The sequence below is a fragment of the Priestia koreensis genome (genome assembly GCF_022646885.1).
Taxonomy (GTDB): domain Bacteria; phylum Bacillota; class Bacilli; order Bacillales; family Bacillaceae_H; genus Bacillus_AG; species Bacillus_AG koreensis_A.
On record NZ_CP061868.1, the window covers coordinates 1,416,083 to 1,433,291 of the forward strand.

Annotated in this window: 18 protein-coding genes; 16 read left to right on the forward strand and 2 right to left on the reverse strand. The window is 39.2% G+C overall.

Translation table 11 applies throughout. From position 1 onward, the window contains the following. Nucleotides 1–12: 12 nt before the first annotated feature. The 4 genes from IE339_RS07000 (at nucleotide 13) to IE339_RS07015 (ending at nucleotide 3,372) form a co-directional block, all read left to right on the forward strand. Nucleotides 13–513: a hypothetical protein gene (locus IE339_RS07000; RefSeq protein ID WP_242175136.1), complete on the forward strand. Its 501-nt coding sequence runs from the start codon at nucleotides 13–15 to the stop codon at nucleotides 511–513. 109 nt (nucleotides 514–622) lie between these two features. Next, nucleotides 623–1,192, forward strand: a complete 570-nt coding sequence (locus IE339_RS07005) for a hypothetical protein (protein WP_242175137.1) — start codon at nucleotides 623–625, stop codon at nucleotides 1,190–1,192. Nucleotides 1,193–1,386: 194 nt separating this feature from the next. Then, the gene (locus tag IE339_RS07010; protein WP_053399996.1) at nucleotides 1,387–2,868 is read left to right on the forward strand and encodes an aldehyde dehydrogenase family protein; all 1,482 of its coding nucleotides are present in this window, start codon (nucleotides 1,387–1,389) and stop codon (nucleotides 2,866–2,868) included. Nucleotides 2,869–3,048: 180 nt separating this feature from the next. Then, nucleotides 3,049–3,372, forward strand: coding sequence for a YodL domain-containing protein (locus IE339_RS07015; RefSeq protein ID WP_242175138.1), 324 nt, complete (start codon nucleotides 3,049–3,051; stop codon nucleotides 3,370–3,372). A gap of 25 nt (nucleotides 3,373–3,397) precedes the next feature. Here IE339_RS07015 and IE339_RS07020 read toward each other — a convergent pair whose 3' ends face one another. Beyond that, complete coding sequence (locus IE339_RS07020; RefSeq protein ID WP_242175139.1) at nucleotides 3,398–3,556, reverse strand: hypothetical protein; 159 nt, start codon at nucleotides 3,554–3,556, stop codon at nucleotides 3,398–3,400. Nucleotides 3,557–3,734: 178 nt separating this feature from the next. Between IE339_RS07020 and deoD the strand changes: the two genes are divergently transcribed. The 4 genes from deoD to IE339_RS07040 all read left to right on the forward strand — a co-directional run bounded on the left by deoD (nucleotide 3,735) and on the right by IE339_RS07040 (nucleotide 6,974). Beyond that, the gene (gene deoD / locus IE339_RS07025; RefSeq protein WP_053399998.1) at nucleotides 3,735–4,442 is read left to right on the forward strand and encodes a purine-nucleoside phosphorylase; all 708 of its coding nucleotides are present in this window, start codon (nucleotides 3,735–3,737) and stop codon (nucleotides 4,440–4,442) included. A 258-nt stretch (nucleotides 4,443–4,700) separates the two neighbouring features. Beyond that, nucleotides 4,701–6,032 carry a hemolysin family protein gene (locus tag IE339_RS07030; protein WP_242175140.1) on the forward strand — a complete coding sequence of 444 codons (1,332 nt, stop codon included), beginning with the start codon at nucleotides 4,701–4,703 and terminating at the stop codon, nucleotides 6,030–6,032. Nucleotides 6,033–6,139: 107 nt separating this feature from the next. After that, complete coding sequence (locus IE339_RS07035) at nucleotides 6,140–6,721, forward strand: DUF2087 domain-containing protein (RefSeq protein ID WP_242175142.1); 582 nt, start codon at nucleotides 6,140–6,142, stop codon at nucleotides 6,719–6,721. A 79-nt stretch (nucleotides 6,722–6,800) separates the two neighbouring features. Next, nucleotides 6,801–6,974 carry a hypothetical protein gene (locus IE339_RS07040; RefSeq protein ID WP_157052591.1) on the forward strand — a complete coding sequence of 58 codons (174 nt, stop codon included), beginning with the start codon at nucleotides 6,801–6,803 and terminating at the stop codon, nucleotides 6,972–6,974. A 51-nt stretch (nucleotides 6,975–7,025) separates the two neighbouring features. Here IE339_RS07040 and IE339_RS07045 read toward each other — a convergent pair whose 3' ends face one another. After that, on the reverse strand, nucleotides 7,026–8,192 hold the full coding sequence (locus IE339_RS07045) for an FtsW/RodA/SpoVE family cell cycle protein (RefSeq protein WP_242175143.1): 1,167 nt from the start codon (nucleotides 8,190–8,192) through the stop codon (nucleotides 7,026–7,028). A 210-nt stretch (nucleotides 8,193–8,402) separates the two neighbouring features. Here IE339_RS07045 and IE339_RS07050 point away from each other — a divergent pair, with 210 nt between their 5' ends. The 8 genes from IE339_RS07050 to IE339_RS07085 all read left to right on the forward strand — a co-directional run bounded on the left by IE339_RS07050 (nucleotide 8,403) and on the right by IE339_RS07085 (nucleotide 17,144). Then, nucleotides 8,403–8,948, forward strand: coding sequence for a hypothetical protein (locus tag IE339_RS07050; RefSeq protein ID WP_242175144.1), 546 nt, complete (start codon nucleotides 8,403–8,405; stop codon nucleotides 8,946–8,948). 182 nt (nucleotides 8,949–9,130) lie between these two features. Beyond that, entirely contained in the window at nucleotides 9,131–9,757 is a 627-nt protein-coding gene (locus tag IE339_RS07055; protein ID WP_242175145.1) for an FMN-dependent NADH-azoreductase, read from the forward strand. A 296-nt stretch (nucleotides 9,758–10,053) separates the two neighbouring features. Further along, nucleotides 10,054–11,115: a GGDEF domain-containing protein gene (locus tag IE339_RS07060; RefSeq protein ID WP_242175146.1), complete on the forward strand. Its 1,062-nt coding sequence runs from the start codon at nucleotides 10,054–10,056 to the stop codon at nucleotides 11,113–11,115. A gap of 119 nt (nucleotides 11,116–11,234) precedes the next feature. Then, complete coding sequence (locus IE339_RS07065; protein WP_242175147.1) at nucleotides 11,235–11,729, forward strand: PTS sugar transporter subunit IIA; 495 nt, start codon at nucleotides 11,235–11,237, stop codon at nucleotides 11,727–11,729. 590 nt (nucleotides 11,730–12,319) lie between these two features. Next, nucleotides 12,320–13,075: a membrane protein insertase YidC gene (gene yidC, locus IE339_RS07070; protein ID WP_053400006.1), complete on the forward strand. Its 756-nt coding sequence runs from the start codon at nucleotides 12,320–12,322 to the stop codon at nucleotides 13,073–13,075. A 92-nt stretch (nucleotides 13,076–13,167) separates the two neighbouring features. Beyond that, nucleotides 13,168–13,662 carry a GNAT family N-acetyltransferase gene (locus IE339_RS07075; protein ID WP_242175148.1) on the forward strand — a complete coding sequence of 165 codons (495 nt, stop codon included), beginning with the start codon at nucleotides 13,168–13,170 and terminating at the stop codon, nucleotides 13,660–13,662. 104 nt (nucleotides 13,663–13,766) lie between these two features. Further along, nucleotides 13,767–14,270 (forward strand): GNAT family N-acetyltransferase, encoded by a 504-nt coding sequence (locus IE339_RS07080; protein WP_242175149.1) that lies wholly within the window; start codon nucleotides 13,767–13,769, stop codon nucleotides 14,268–14,270. 189 nt (nucleotides 14,271–14,459) lie between these two features. After that, entirely contained in the window at nucleotides 14,460–17,144 is a 2,685-nt protein-coding gene (locus IE339_RS07085; protein ID WP_242175150.1) for a PAS domain S-box protein, read from the forward strand. The last annotated feature ends 65 nt before the right edge of the window (nucleotides 17,145–17,209 follow it).

Genomic DNA, 17,209 nt, shown 5'->3' on the forward strand with positions numbered 1-17,209 from the left:
GGAGGAATAGAAATGGTCTCGAATAAAGCAAGCGTTTTTAGAACGAGCTTTCTGTCCTGTTTACACCAACATATGGAGCAATCTTCTATTTCTAATATACGTAATTTCTATGAAACAATAAAAACACAGCCGTTTCATTTTCAGATTCGTTCATTGTTTGAACAATTGCCTCTTTTTTATAGCGGGGGACTCACAGAGATCATCAGCTGTATTAGTGAAGCTCTAGCGTGTACGGTTGAACGTTATACGGTTGATCTCATTCAATCAGCTGGTTTTCGTATCTTAGGTAAGCCGTCGTTTTTTTGCGGACCGAGTTATTATGAACTAAACGCAGACGGAGACTTTGAACTTTCCGTTGATCTGTCGGTCACATGTGAAAATCGAACGGTCGTGTTTATCTCCATTAAATGCACGCAGTACGATCTGCTAACAGATTCAGGGGTACATCTTATTTGTGACATGATTGAGCGGCGCGTTTTGAACAAGTTGGGCATCAGGCAGCAAATTTCGTAGAAGCATTCAAAAGCAAACAAGCTTTTGGATGCTTCTTTTTGCATGAACACATAAAAATGAAACTTTTTCCACTCTGTACCGTATTACATAGAGTAAGGAGGAATTACAGATGAATCAACTACAGTTATTAAAGCTACGAAAGTTTCAATTCTTATTTATGAATGCCATTATTGCTGTTTTATTTTTGCTTCTTTTTAGCCTCATCCACATAGGGATTGGCATGAGAAACTTCTTCATACTGATGAGTTTACTCATGGTTGCACAAACGATGTTATTACTTTTTGACAAACGTCCCCTCCTTTATCGCCTCTCCAAAAACATGGCAAAGCTTCTAGAGTATGAGAAAGAAAAGCTCGGAAACGAATGGCGGAAACAACAAAAAAGCCAGATTATTGCTGGAGTAATGGTTGCTATTATGTTTATGATGAATGCGAATTTAATGGATAATCGTCAGCTCTTTACAGGTTTTGAAGACGTTTGGGAATACATTTTATTCTTTGTCTTTATGCTAGGTATCGTGAACATTCCGCTGTATTATCACGTTAAAAAAGTAGATCGACAATCGACGGAAGAACTTCAGGGCTATACGAAAAGCATGTACATCTCAAGTCTAGTAACGGCAATTATCTGTTTTTTTACCGTCACACTGATCACAGCGATCATAAGTAATTTTCTATAAATAGAGCTTAAAGCGCTACGTGTTGGCGCTTTTTTCGTTGCTTTTTCTCATGCTTGAAAAAAATACATGGAAAATTGATAGAAATATTTTACTATTCAGATAAAAGACGTTACAATAGGAATCGGAATGAGAATTTGCTACATCATTCTTTGTAAGCGTTAACAAAAAAGATAGGTTAAAAGGAGAGGTTGTAGATGCTAAAAGAATCCAAATCGAACAAGCAGCTAGAGTCCTACTTGAAAGAGCCGAAGAAACTATTTGTAAACGGAGAATTTATTTCGTCCACTAGCGACAAAACGTTCCCAACGTACAACCCCGCAACAGGTGAGACGTTGGCTCATGTGTATGATGCGAACGAACATGATGTAGACAAGGCAGTAAAAGCAGCAAGACACGCGTTTGAAAAAGGCGAATGGTCGAAGATGAGCGCGTCAGATCGCAGCCGCTTAATTTATAAACTAGCTGATTTAATTGAGGAGCACAAAGAAGAATTAGCTCAATTAGAAACGCTTGATAATGGAAAACCGTTAGCAGAAACACGCAATGTAGACGTACCGCTAACCGCTGAGCACTTCCGATATTTCGCGGGATGGGCAACGAAAATTACTGGACAAACGATTCCAGTTAGCGGTCCGTACTTTAACTATACAAGACATGAGGCAGTTGGGGTAGTAGCCCAAATTATTCCGTGGAACTTCCCGTTACTTATGGCTGCTTGGAAGCTCGGAGCTGCGCTAGCAACCGGATGTACGGTCGTACTTAAGCCGGCAGAGCAAACGCCTCTTTCAGCTCTATATCTAGCTAAATTAATTCAAGAAGCTGGCTTCCCAAGTGGAGTAGTGAACGTTTTAACTGGTTACGGGGAATCAACAGGACAAGCACTTGTCAAACATCCTGATGTTGATAAAATTGCCTTCACGGGTTCAACGGAAGTCGGAAAGCTCATTATGAACCAGGCAAGCCAGACGTTAAAACGAGTAACGTTAGAGCTTGGCGGTAAATCACCGAATATTATCCTTCCTGATGCAGATTTATCTCGTGCGATCCCTGGAGCGCTGAGTGGAATTATGTTCAATCAGGGTCAAGTATGTAGCGCAGGATCTCGCCTTTTCATTCAGAAGAAGCTTTATGATAACGTCGTAGCAGATCTCGTTACGCACGCGCGCAAAATCAAGCAAGGAAATGGTCTAGAAGACGGCGTGGAAATGGGTCCTCTCGTATCAGAGGAGCAGCAAAAACGCGTCATGAGTTATATTGATAGTGGGAAAGAACAGGGAGCGGAACTGTTGACGGGCGGAAATAGCCCTTACGACAGAGGGTACTTCGTTTCACCGACTATTTTCGCCAACGTAAATGATGATATGAAAATTGCACAAGAAGAAATTTTTGGTCCAGTCGTATCAGCACTGCCGTTTGAAGATTTAGATGATCTAGTGGATCGTGCTAACAAAACCGCCTACGGATTAGCGGCAGGTGTATGGACGGAAAACGTGAAAAAAGCTCATTACATCGCCTCTAAGCTCCGAGCAGGTACGGTGTGGGTGAACTGCTACAACGTATTTGATGCCGCTTCACCGTTTGGTGGATTTAAGCAATCAGGTATCGGTCGTGAGATGGGAAGTTACGCGTTAGATAATTATACAGAAGTAAAAAGCGTATGGGTGAATATGCGCTAACTTCTAGATGATAATAGGGGAGAGTACCGATTTTTTCGGTGCTCTTTCTTTCGGTTTAAAATTTTTGAATATTTCGACAAAAATACCGAGAATTAGAGAAAGGATTTTGAAAATCTTACCTTGAATAATATAAAGTATAAATACGTCTTATTGACTGAGAGCAAAGGAGAGGTTTAGAAGATGGTGAATACATGGTTGAAAGTGAAAAGAATGATTAAGCGTACGTTTGAATACGATGTGACGATTATGCAAACACCGAGAAAAGGCGAAGAAAAAGGATATCGACAAGTATATCGTTTGACTCTTGCGGCTGGTAATCATGATGAAGCCATGCTCCACATCTTTCGCACATTTAATGTGGCAGACACTCTTCCAAGAGATTTTAAGGCACGTTTCGTTAGTACAGGAGACGTCCTAATGATTGATGAAGGAACAGGAGGAAAGCATTATTACAAGCTATGGGCTGGAGGATGGAAGCCCGTTAATCGCGCACATATTCGTTAGAAAAACCCTTGGATATCCAAGGGTTTTAACTTGTGTACTCATTATGGTTATGACCAGGGCCATTTTTACGCTTTGCTGCCGTATATTCATCCCCATGTGCTTCATGCTCAGCTACAATTGCCTCTGGTGGCGTATGATTATTCTTCTTCGGTGAATTAATTCGATTGCGGTGTTTCTTTCCCATTGCAATTCCCCCTTTATACTCAATGACTAATCTTTAATAGCTTGCCCTTGATAAGCAGGTGTATGTACAAAGAATAGGAAAGTGAAAGCGCCTCCTAACAGTGGCGTAGCTCCTTGTTTTAGGATATAATAAGGCTGTCCTTGAGGCAGATGTCATGAACATAATTAGGAGGAATAAAATGAGCGTACATATTGGGGCAAAAGCGAATGAGATTGCGGAAACGATTTTACTTCCAGGAGATCCATTACGTGCAAAATATATTGCAGAAACGTTTTTAGAAGATGTAACATGCTATAACGAAGTGCGTGGAATGTTAGGTTTTACAGGTACGTATAAAGGAAAGCGCGTATCTGTTCAGGGAACGGGTATGGGTGTTCCGTCCATTTCAATCTATGTTAATGAGTTAATGCGTGAATATAACGTGCAAAACTTGATTCGCGTTGGGACATGCGGCGCTATTCAAAAAGATGTAAAGGTGCGCGACGTGATTTTAGCGATGACGTCTTCAACAGATTCTCAAATGAATCGCGTGGCATTTGGACCAATCGATTATGCACCAACGGCAGACTTTACGTTACTGAAAAGTGCATATGATGCAGGTACTGAAAAAGGCCTTAACTTAAAAGTAGGAAGCGTTTTCACTGCGGATCAATTCTACAATGATTACGGCGATTTAGAAAAGTTAGCTAACCACGGTGTGCTAGCGGTAGAAATGGAAACAACGGCTCTTTATACACTAGCGTCTAAATACGGTCGTCGTGCACTATCTGTACTAACGGTAAGCGATCACATTCTAACAGGTGAAGAAACGACTTCTGAAGAGCGTCAAACGACGTTTAATGAAATGATTGAAGTGGCGTTAGAAGCAGCTTTAAATATGAAATAAAACAGAAACTGCTGAGAGATTTCTCAGTAGTTTTTTACTTGTGCATGCGTTTAGGCAAGGTTTTTAAAATTGCTGTAAAGGGTAACTCTTTCACAAAAAGACTTATTTGTAGTAGAATACCGATTAGGTCATTTTTTGACCTTATAACGGAGCTCGCGTATAATGGCTTTTTAGTAAAACTGTGTATGTTCTTTAATACATAGGCGTGATTTTGTATTAATCAGGAGGTGTAATCCGTACGTTTGTTACGGAGCCAAATTGGAAGTTTTTAAATTAATTATGATTGCAGTATTAATCGCCATCTCAGGTTTTTTCGTGGCGTCTGAGTTTGCAATTGTAAAGGTACGATCATCAAGATTAGACCAGCTCATAGGTGAGGGAAGTAAGCAGGCTATAGCGGCTAAACGAATGGTAGATAACTTAGATGAATACTTGTCAGCGTGTCAGCTAGGTATTACGCTTACGTCTCTTGGACTAGGGTGGCTTGGTGAACCAACGGTGGATGAAATAGTCCATCCCCTTTTAATGAAGCTAAGTTTACCTGCATCTGTTGCGGGCATTATTTCGTTTATTATTGCTTTTGCAGCGATTACGTTTATTCACGTTGTCGTAGGGGAATTAGCACCGAAATCATTTGCTATTCAAAAAGCAGAAAAAATCAGTCTGCTAACGGCACAGCCGTTAATTTTATTTTATAAGGTGACATATCCATTTATTTGGTTGTTAAACACGTCTGCTCGTGGCGTAACCAAAATGTTTGGTCTAGAAGCGGCTAGTGAACATGATCTAGCGCATACGGAAGAAGAGCTGCGCCTCATTCTGTCGGAAAGCTTTAAGAGTGGGGAAATTAATCAGTCAGAATTTAAATATGTAAATAACATTTTTGAATTTGACGAGCGCCTTGCAAAAGAAATTATGGTGCCGCGAAAAGAGATTATTGCCCTCGATCAGGAAAAAACAATCCGTGAAAACATTGAAGTGATTCGTGAGGAGAAGTTTACCCGTTATCCCGTTATTGAAGGGGATAAAGACCATGTAATTGGTTTAGTAAATATGAAAGAAATTTATACAGACTTAGTAATGAACGGGGTCAAAAAAGATCATTCCATTCATGATTATGTTCGTCCAGTCATTCAAGTCATTGAAACGATTGCGATTCATGACTTATTAATTAAAATGCAAAAGGAACGTACTCATATGGCCGTTTTAGTTGATGAGTACGGTGGAACGGCAGGTCTTGTAACGGTAGAGGACATCTTAGAAGAAATCGTTGGTGATATTCGAGATGAGTTCGATACGGATGAACAAGCTGAAATTCAAAAAATCAATGAAAACAAAACGCTGTTAGACGGAAAAGTTCTTATTTCAGAAGTAAACGATCTATTTGGCCTTGAAATTGATGATACCGAAATGGACACGATTGGCGGCTGGATTCTCTCAGAAGAATTTGAAATTCAAGAGGGAGATAGCCTGACAGCAGGAAGCTATCGTTTTAAAATCAAAGAGCTTGATGGTCATCACATAAAATGGATTGAAGCAACGCATGATCCAGCGTTAGAAGAAAAAAGCAGTGAGAATATAGAGGTGTAAAAAATGTGAGCCTAATTAGGCTCACATTTTTTTATGGAAATCAATTGCATATTTTTTGTTATTAGACTATTATCTAATTAGATAACAGTCTAATAAAGGAGAATAAGATGCAGTTAAACCGATTAGTGGCTTTTCACAAAACAATGGGAGACACGACACGTGTTCGAATTTTAATGTTGCTTGCAAACGGACCTCTTCATGGGCAGGCGATTGCAGGAAAACTAGGATTGACCGCTCCGACGATTACACATCATATGAACAAATTAAAGGAAATCGGAGCCATTTATCAGAGGCGAGAAGGAAATACGATTTACTTTTATTTGGATCAAAAGTCATTGGAGTTCAGTTCAAACGCGCTTTTAAAAATGATTATGAAAGGGGAAGAAGGGAAATTGACTAAATCAAAACAAGGGGAATACGAGCTAATTGTGCAAAACTTCTTACAAGGAGACGGGCGTCTAAAAACAATTCCCGCACAGCGTAAGAAAAAGCAAATTATTCTACGGTACATGATGAGAAGCTTTGAAAAAGGACGAAAATATGAGGAGAAAGAAATCAATGAACATATAAAACGATTCCATGACGACTATGCGACCATTCGACGTGAGTTTATTATGAGCAACATGATGTACCGTGAAAATGGCATATACGAGGTGAATCCGGAAGAACTATGGACGTCGGTTGAGTAGGTAAAAAACGGGTTGGATTAACAAATGCTAAAAAGGGGTACACCATTACTAACACAACGTTTTATGGAGGTAATAGGTGATGAAAGCATTTGTCGTACAATATACAGATCGTGAAACGAGAGAACGCGTATTTGATGGTCCTGTCTTTGGAACAGAAGAAGAAGCGATGGAAGCACAGCGCAAGCTCGAAGAAAAAGGACATTTTGACGTAATCGTTGAAAGCGAAAATGATATTCAGCTTGATCGAGAATAACGATACAAAAAAACCACGCATGTGCGTGGTTTTTTGTCGCAATTATTGATCTTATTCTGAACCGAACATATAGCGCTTGTAGTGAAACGAAACGCCGAATATGAGTCCCATTGCAAACATATTTCCCATTAGCGAGCTTCCTCCATATGAAACAAATGGAAGCGGAATTCCCGTAATCGGAAGAACTTGAATGGTCATCCCAATGTTTTGGAATACGTGGAACGAAACAAGCGCAATAACGCCCGTACATAAGTATGAATTAAATTCGTTACGCGTCTCGAGTCCAAGTTTAATTAAGTAATAGACAAGTACAAAGAATAGGCTAATAACGACACTTCCACCAATAAACCCAAACTCTTCGCCGATTACAGCAAAGATAAAGTCTGTATGTCCTTCAGGGAGGTATACCATGCCTTTTGTAAACCCTCTACCGCTAACCATACCAGAACCGATCGCATTAAGGGATTTAATTAAGTGATAGCCATCTGATCCACTATAGTTATAAGGGTCTACCCACGAATAAATTCGTCCTAGTTGGTATGTTTTTAATCCCAACACATTTTTAACAAAGGAAGGAAAATAAACAACGAGAGACAGAATTCCTACACCTAAAGCAGCGATGGATGAAAAGATTGGCACAATGATTTTCCACGAAATTCCCGAAACAAATACCATTCCTGTGAAAATGGCAATCATTACAAGCCCCGTTCCTAAATCGGGTTGCTGCATAACGAGTAACCACGGAACTAACAGCGTTAATCCAAGTTTAAATAGTAATAAAATATCTTCTCGGAACGAACGAATTCGGTATTTTTCATTGTGTTTCACAATGACGTTGCTGAGCGCAATAATTAAAAACACTTTCATAAACTCTGACGGTTGCAGGGAACCAATTCCAGGAAGTTGGAACCAGCTTTTTGCACCGTTAACTTCGTGTGCAATTGAATCTGGTGCTACGATTAGGAACGTCAAAATAAGAAGTCCAAGCCCGTACATATACCAGGACAGCTTTTGAAGCTGATCGGAATCTAAAAGCATTACTCCTCCAGCGATTGCTGCTCCTACGATATACCAAACAATTTGTTTCACGACAAAGTTTTCATCATATTGTCCTAAATGTTGAGCGCTATATATTGCCGTACAGCTTACACAAAAGAACAAAAAGAGGATGAATGCTAAGTTCCAATCAAATCTACTAACGTTGTTATTATTACCCATTTTCTCACCTAACAGCCTTCAGTTTTAAAACAAATACAGCTACTTATTATACAGGAATCCCTCTCGAACATAAATAGTCTGTACTTAACAATTTTATATATAATATTGGCATTTTACCAATGATAACTATGAATATTCGTTAAAAAGGACTAAATCTAGTAAATGTTGCATATAAATTAACTAGTAAGAAAGAGTAGGAGAGGAGAATCCATGTTGAAACAAGAGCTGATTATCGTACTTATTTTACTGTCCTTTGCTTGTCTAATCAACTATTATCTTGCAAAGTTTTCTACACACACGACAAGAAAACATGGAAGAATGATTGCAGCCCTAATAGGATTCACGCATGGATTGTTCGCAAGTGTTTGCCTTTCCTATTTATGGGACCAGCCATATCAATATGCTGCTTCAATTGGAATTATTGTTGGTGTAGGAACGGGATGGTATACTGGCATCTATTCAACCTCTACAGCCATTGTAAACGGCGTTATAGCTGGTGTAGTTGGCGGGGGAATAGGAGCATATACAATGGGAAACATTCATCCTTTTTTTGCGCCGCTTCTTTATATGAGTGCATCGATTTTTCTATTTGTCACTTTTTTTCTTCTTTTAGCCTATGTGCTCTATAAAATTCCGGTGGATCAATCTGTTTTTGTCAAACGGATCATTCAGCATCCCTTTTTAGTAGGGCCTCTTCTAGTTATCGTATTTTATGGCTATCAGTGGATAGAAAATCGTTGGAATAACAACAAGTAAGTGCAACATGTTTCGTGTTTAACCAAAAGAATTTTTAAGAAGACGATGAAAGTATTTGACGTCTATCAAAATATATGAAATAATAAATTTCGAAATCGAGATAACTCAATTGAGGATATATGTTAACTAACTATTATCTCGAACCAAGACCATTTTACAACAAGAACTAGGAGATGAATATAATGGCAAACGTATTATATGTAAAAGCAAATCCAAAAGCAGACGAAGCATCTTTTTCAGCACGTCTTGCAAACCAATTTTTAGATGCTTATTCAACAGAGCATCCAGCAGATAAAGTAGAAATGCTTGATCTTTACTCTACTAATCTTCCATTAATCGATGCTGACGTATTAGGCGCATGGGGCAAACTTGCTGAAGGTGCTGAATTATCAGCTGAAGAAGCGGCAAAAGTAGGTCGTTTAGGCGAGCTTGTTGATCAATTTGTTGCAGCGGATAAAGTTGTATTTTCTGCCCCAATGTGGAACTTTGGTTTCCCACCATTATTAAAAGCATACATTGATGCTGTGGCGGTAGCAGGAAAAACATTCCAATATACAGAACAAGGTCCTGTTGGTTTAGTAGGAGACAAAAAAGTAGTTCTTCTTGAAGCACGCGGAGGCGTTTACTCTGAAGGTCCTGCTGCTGAATTAGAGCATACACAAAGCTTCTTTAAAACAGTAATGGGATTCTTCGGAATTACAGACGTAACGGTTATTGCAACTGAAGGTATGGCTGCGGCTCCAGAACAAGCGGAAGCTATCTTTGAAAAAGCTGTAACAGAAGCAAAAGCTGTTGCAAACAAATTTTAATTAATGATCCATGAATGAAAAAGGCGACCTCCGCGCGAGGGCGTCTTTTTTTATGGGTAATTTTAAACGATCAAGCCACTTTTGACTAAATAAGAGAACTTTTCGAAAAAGAAAAATGATTGCAAAAATAGCTCTATTTCATCTATTAAAGAGAAGAAAAAAGGTGTAAAATGGACTTTCAAAATACTATTTTTTAAAAGCGTTCGAGCATATGGGCAATTAAGAGACACCTGGTAGGTTACGCTGTGTACGTTACTTACACAGGTTAATTATTTTATTGAAGAAAAGGTGAGAACATGATGCTTCGATATGGACCTGACCATAAAACCGAAATGTTCTTTTCGTTGTTAAGATGGATTTTTCTTGCTATAGCAGCTATTATTTTTTATATTCCCTCGTTCCGTCACATGCTGTCACTCGAATTGAGAGCGTTCTCATATTTGTTTTGGATGGGTCTTATTTATATGAGCATTACGCAAGTTTGTTTGCGATGGTATAAGCAAAAGGGACGAATTTTTACCACGATTACATATGCGGGCGTGTTGTTTGATTTTGTAGCAGCGATCTGGCTTATGATTCTAACAGGCGGGGTTACGAGCTTTTTCTTCCCCGTTGCTTACTTAATTGTGATGCATGCAACCATTTATTGGGGAAAAAGAGGTAGTTTTATAAGCGTTACAGGCATTATCTGTGGATACGTATTTATTTATTTTTACCTTGAACAATATCAATATGACGATAAAACATTTTTCTTATGTTTAAATCTCAGTTTTTTGGTTTTACTCGGCTTGTTGGGAAGTATGCTAGTGGCAAGAGAAAGACAGCATCATAGCGAGAAAATGTGGTTTCAAGAAGCAGCTCTTCATGATTATTTAAGCGGGTTGCCCAATCACCGTGCATTTCAGGAGGAGCTTCAAGACTCTATTTATGCTAAAAAGCCATTTCTACTCATTATGTGTGACTTAGACCATTTTAAAGCAATTAATGATCAATATGGGCATGTTGTAGGCGATGATGTTATTAAACACGTTGCGGTTGTTTTAAAAGATTGTGCACACCTCGCAAAAGGTCAAGCCTTTCGCTACGGAGGAGAAGAGTTTTCTCTTTTACTGCCGCTCAAATGCAAAGATAGATTGAGGGAACTTCTAAAAGAAGCGGGAAGCAGGTTGCAAAATATAACGATATTGGATCATACGTTTAGCGTCACCATGAGCTTCGGCGTTGCAATCGGAACGGTGAATCAAACGGCTCAGGAAATTGTGAAGGAAGCAGATGACTTGTTATATGAAGCAAAGGAAGCAGGGCGAAATTGTATGGTCATTCAAAATCAGAAAAACTATGAAGTGGTTGGTTTTTAAACCATCACGAGCGCTCGTGGAGGCTTTTCGTTGCGAGGCGACATGAATCGTGGTTAAATTTAAAATGTAAATATTTTATGAACTTTCAAAAACATCAGGTCAATCTAGGAGGAATAGAGATGTTCAAAAAACTATTTGGAAAAGAAAAAAAGAAAGAAGACACGTTAATTGCACCACTAACAGGCAAGATTGTTTCATTAGAAGAGGTTCCAGATCCAGTTTTTGCACAAAAAATGATGGGGGATGGGTTTGCGATTGAACCTGCAGAAGGAGATGTTGTTTCTCCTGTAGACGGTGAGGTTGTTCAACTGTTTCACACGAAGCATGCCATTGGTCTTAAAACAGAGGCAGGAACGGAAATTTTAATCCACATTGGCCTTGAAACAGTCGCAATGGAAGGTGAAGGATTTCAAGCCCACATTAAGCAGGGCGATCATGTAAAAGTGGGAGATCCACTTGTATCCTTTGATTTGGACTTAGTGAAACAAAAGGCCAAAAGCACCATTACACCAGTAGTCATTACGAATAGTGAGGTTGTAACTTCTTTTGACGTCATTGCTAGTGGAACCGTAGCAAAAGGAAAAACAGAAAGTGCAACTGTAGTACTAAAGTGATCATTTAGGCGTAAAGAGTGTGGATACATTAATATTCACGCTCTTTTTTTATTTTTGCTCGGAACATTCACAAATTTTATTGGGGTACGTAGGAGTGAACTTTGCATTGCAAATATTCGTTTGGTACAATTCGAACAGGAATTAATGATGTCAATAGCGAATGTTTTTACATAAGTAAGGCGAAATAATGAAAACGTTATGAAAAAATTTCATTATTCTATCGAAAATGTGAACTGATATGGTACAATGATAGACGATATTGTCAGTGAAAGCGAGTTGTGACATGGAATTGACACATGATTTAATTTTATATATCCCATATATTACAATGATCTTGATCTTTGTAATGGGTTATTACCTCTACGATGGTTCTCGTCGTTCTTATGTTCACTCTCAGTGTGTACAAGTTCGGCAAGAATCCTTGGCACATAACTGTACAACACTTATTCTGCAACGTTTATCGCGAATTTCATATATTTTTATCAAGAAACCCGTGAAAGAGCGAAGCAAGTCTAACGGTGATGAGGAAGATCCTTTCCTTCTCTTATACATCTAAATTTAACTGAACTATTTTATCTGGAGGAAAGAGAATGAAGAAAAAGTTATTTTTATTAGTAGGTATGCTGTTGCTAGTCCTAACGGGCTGTAACATGAAAGAACCAATTACACCAGACAGCACAGGTGTATGGAACGAATACTTCGTTTATCCAATGTCTGTGGCATTACAAAAAGTAGCCGAATTTGCGGGTGGAAACTTCGGTCTTTCCATTATTATCGTTACAATCATTATTCGTCTCGTTCTTTTACCGCTGATCATTAGACAGCAACGAAGCACAATGGCGATGCAAGCGTTACGTCCAGAAATGGAAAAACTTCGTGAGAAATATCCTTCTAAAGACATGGAATCACAACAAAAGCTACAAAAAGAAATGATGGAGCTTTATAAAACATATAAAATCAATCCAGTCGCTGGTTGTTTACCAATTTTTATTCAAATGCCAATCATCATGGCGTTCTATTATGCGATTGGTCGTACAAAGGTTATTGCAACACATGACTTCTTATGGTTCAGTCTTGGTCATCCAGACCCTTACTATATCCTACCGGTTGTTGCAGCCATTACGACGTTCTTACAAATCCGTGTCAGCATGACGGATGAAATGCCGCCACAAATGAAGATTACGATGTATATTATGCCACTCTTCGTTTTAATTGCCGGCCTTTCTTTACCATCCGCTCTAGCTCTTTACTGGGTAGTAGGTAACTGCTTCGGTATGGCACAAGGTTTATACTTGAAAAAACGTATGACGCTTTTAAAAGCAAAAGATGCAAACAAAACATCTTAATTAAAAAAGCATTGGGGAACTTTCTCCAATGCTTTTTTCATAACCAGTACGTGATCATTTGGATAAGCATATGCTGAGAGGATGGAGAGATCATGAATTTTTATGACGGTGCATTAAGCGTAATGAAAAAGGATGAGAGCGATGAGCAATGGGTAGAACAAGTGCTTGAGGAGTACTGGGGTGGGACAACAATGGTAACAAGGGGTACCTCACACAATTTACTCCAATACCCTGCTTGGGTAGCTAAGAGAGGGGATCACCCCTCTGGAGTCTTGATTTACCGAATGGAGCAGAATGAATGTGAGATTTTATTGCTTCAATCGTTTGATAAGTATAAAGGAATTGGTACGCAGCTGTTAAGCACTTTCTTGCAAAGCGTTCAGCATGAGGCCGAGCGGATATGGCTCATCACATCCAATGATAATCTGGATGCCCTCCGCTTTTATCAAAAACGCCATTTTTCATTAACACATGTTAATGTAGACGCCATTACACGAGCAAGAGAAACAAAGGCTTCCATTCCGCTTACGGGGTATTATGGAATTCCAATTAAAGATGAACTTCAATTAACGTATGATAAACAATAAAACGAACGCCCTTTATCTCAACGGATGAAGGGCGTTTTTTGTTTCAACGGGATAAAATGAACGCTTCTTTTTCACACTAATGAAAAAGAAAAGGGGGCGCGCATATGATACTGAAAAAGTTAAGCAATGAAAATATAGAGTCTTATTGGGAGCTGCGTCTTCGCGCTTTAGCTGAAGAAGAAACAAGTTTTGTACAAAGCTATCATGAAGCGAAGAAGCTGGATTTAATAACTGTAAGAGCGGAATTCCCAAAAGATGATGATCACTTTATTATAGGTGCATGTAATGATAACGGGGTTCTTCAAGGATTTGTAGGATTTAATCGAGAGACCGGAGAGAAAACACGGCACAAAGGGTCTATATGGGGCGTGTATGTTGCACCTGAAGCGAGAGGTAATGGACTAGCCGAGCAGCTAATGAAAGCAATCTTAAGAGAGGCGAAAGGGAGTGGAGTCGAGCAAGTACAGCTCGTTGTAGCAGCTTCAAATGCGAAAGCTAAGTCTTTATACAAACGTCTCGGTTTTGCATCCTTTGGCTATGAAAAAAATGCCTTAAAAGTTCACGATCAATACGTGGATGAAGAGCATATGGTGTTGTTTTTTGTGTGAAATCTGTATTGCGATTGTAAAAAATAGGGTATAGATAAGAAAAATGTTCCAAAACAAGCATTGACAATGATAAGAGATTGTTGAGACAATGAAAGGATGCGTGATAAGCGTGTTTTGGTAGAGAAAAACCTAGATAAGAGAGAAGGTTTTTATAATTTTTAGGACGGAGAGGAACTGAGGTAGTAAGTTATGATTTTCTCAGATAATACAAGTGCAATGGATCATAAAGAAGCATACGAAATGATTCCATTACCCATTATTTTTATTGATTTGTCTGGGCGTATTTTGCATAAAAATCAATATGCACAAGAAGCTTTACAAACAAATACACATGCGTCTTACGAGACATTATATGACTATATTCATCCTAAGGATCGAGAAGCGTTTCAGCAGATGCTCGAACTGCCCCACCGAAAAAAGCCACAGCAAATTTTAATACGATCGGTACATTTAGAAAACAAACTGAAGTGGATCGACACGAAGGTCCAGCCTATTCATATACCTGGTGAGGAGTCTTGTTTTCTTGTGACGCTACACGACATCACATCGCGTAAAAATCGCGAATCACTTTTACATATTAAGCAGCGTACCGCAAGAAAGATTGTAAATGGAAAGTTATTTAAAACCATTTTGAGTGAACTTTCAATGGAGATAGAGGAGCTATTAGATTGTGGCGTTCACTGCTCTGTTCTCTTATACGATGAGATTCGTCAGAACCTTGTCATGCAGGCTGCCCCTACTCTTCCGGCATCCTTCATTCAAGCTATCAATTGTCTACAAATTGGTTCATCTGTAGGGTCTTGCGGTGCCTCTATTGCCCGAAATGACATCGTCATTTGTTCAAATATCCAAGAAGATCATGAACTATGGAGCGGCCCTCAGCGGAAAATAGCGCTTGATCACCATATTCATGCATCATGGTCTGCTCCGATCAAAATCGATCATCAGCCTGTTGGGACATTTTCCATGTACTATGAGCATCCATATGAGCCCGATGAGTTTGAATTAGAGGTCATTGATACGTGCAGCTATTTGGTCAGTCTAGCTGTGGAGCGTGATAAATCAAAGCTGTTTTTAGACGAACTCGTCGAGAAGCGTTTCAAAACGTTAATTAACTCTATGACTGATCTTGTCATCGTAGAAGATCAAGAAGGAAACTGGCTAGATGTCAACCATTCCCTTGAGACCCTTTTGCGAATGGAGCAGCAGTTTTATAAAGGAAAAACAAATGAAGAGCTTTCCGCTTTATATCCGAAATATAAGGAACTTCTAGAAAATTTAACGAGACAAAATGAACGTGCCCGTGTAACAGGAGAACCGATTCAAGCTGAATACACTATTGAGGTAAACGGAGAACAATATATCTTTGATATTATTAGTTCCGCTTTATTTTCCGAAAACGGTGATCAACAAGGAACGGTCATTATTGGGCGCGATATTACATCCCGTAAAGAGATGGAAATGAAGCTAGCGGAAAGTGAACAGCGCTATAAATCACTCGTGGATTATCACCCAGAAGGCATCTATATGCTAGATCTTAACGGTCGTATTTTAGAAATTAACCCGGCTACTGAAAAGCTAAGTGGGTTTACAAAAAAGGAGATCGTAAAGCGTCACTTTCATGATTTTACACAGCCAGAGAATTATCGTAATACAACACGTCATTTCCAGAAAGCATTAAACGGTGAAACGAGTTCATACGAAACCTTTGTGATTTCTAAAAGCGGTGAAAAGCTCATTCTAATTATTACGAACGTGCCTATTGTAGTAGACGGCGCGATTAAAGGAGTATTTGGAATTGCAAAAGACGTGACGAAAAAGCGTCATATGGAAGTCGAGCTCATGGAAACAAAAGAAATTTTAGAATCATTTTTTGAAAATACGTCCGATACGATTGCATTAGCGAAAAAGGACGGAACCATTCTTCGAGTAAACGAAGCGTTTCAGCATGTCTATGGCTGGACGAAGGATGAAATTGTAGGACAAAATATTGCGCTTCTTCAAGGAGACAAGAATTACGAACTCGTCACATTCATCAATGAATTAGAAACGGGTGCCGTCATTAACGGATATGAAACGACGAGATATCGAAAAGACGGCTCCTCATTTGATGCGAGTATTACGATGAGCCCTATTCGTGATGAAAGTGGGAAAGCAGTCGGATTTTCTGCCACGACGCGAGACATTACGGCACGTAAAAAAACAGAAGATATATTGCGGAAATCAAAGCAGCTTGCGCTCATTGGTCAGCTAGCAGCGGGGGTAGCTCATGAAATTCGAAATCCTCTTACATCGTTAAAAGGCTTTTTACAGCTGTTAAACGAACAAGGCGAACCGTTCCCGTTTTATCACATTATGCTAGAAGAACTGAGTCGAATTGAGTTTATTACGAACGAGTTTTTAGCGTTAGCAAGACCACAGGCCGTCATTTTTGAGAAAAAAGATGCGATTAAAATTATTAAAAGCATCGTGGCGGTGGCAGAAATTGAAGGCGTACTTACGAATGTTCATATTCATACAGATTTTCAAGTGCAGTCGGCACCGATCTATGCAGATGAAAATCAGCTGAAGCAGGTTTTTCTCAATATTATTAAAAACTCCATTGAATCGATGGAGAGTGGTGGAACGGTGACGATTCAGCTAGCACAACATCACAATAGGGTGCACATTATCTTTATCGATGAAGGCGTGGGCATTTCTCCTGAGCGAATTAAACATTTAGGCGAGCCTTTTTATAGTACAAAAGAAAAGGGAACAGGGTTAGGTTTGATGATTAGCCAAAAGATTTTAAAAGAACATCACGGAGATATGACGATCAAAAGCAAGCTTCATATCGGAACAAAGGTAGAGATCACGCTTCCCCTGCATTCGTAGGAAAAGAAGCGTACTCATAAGAAGGTTTTTAATAAAATAGGTTACACTAAGTGGGAGAAGGCTTT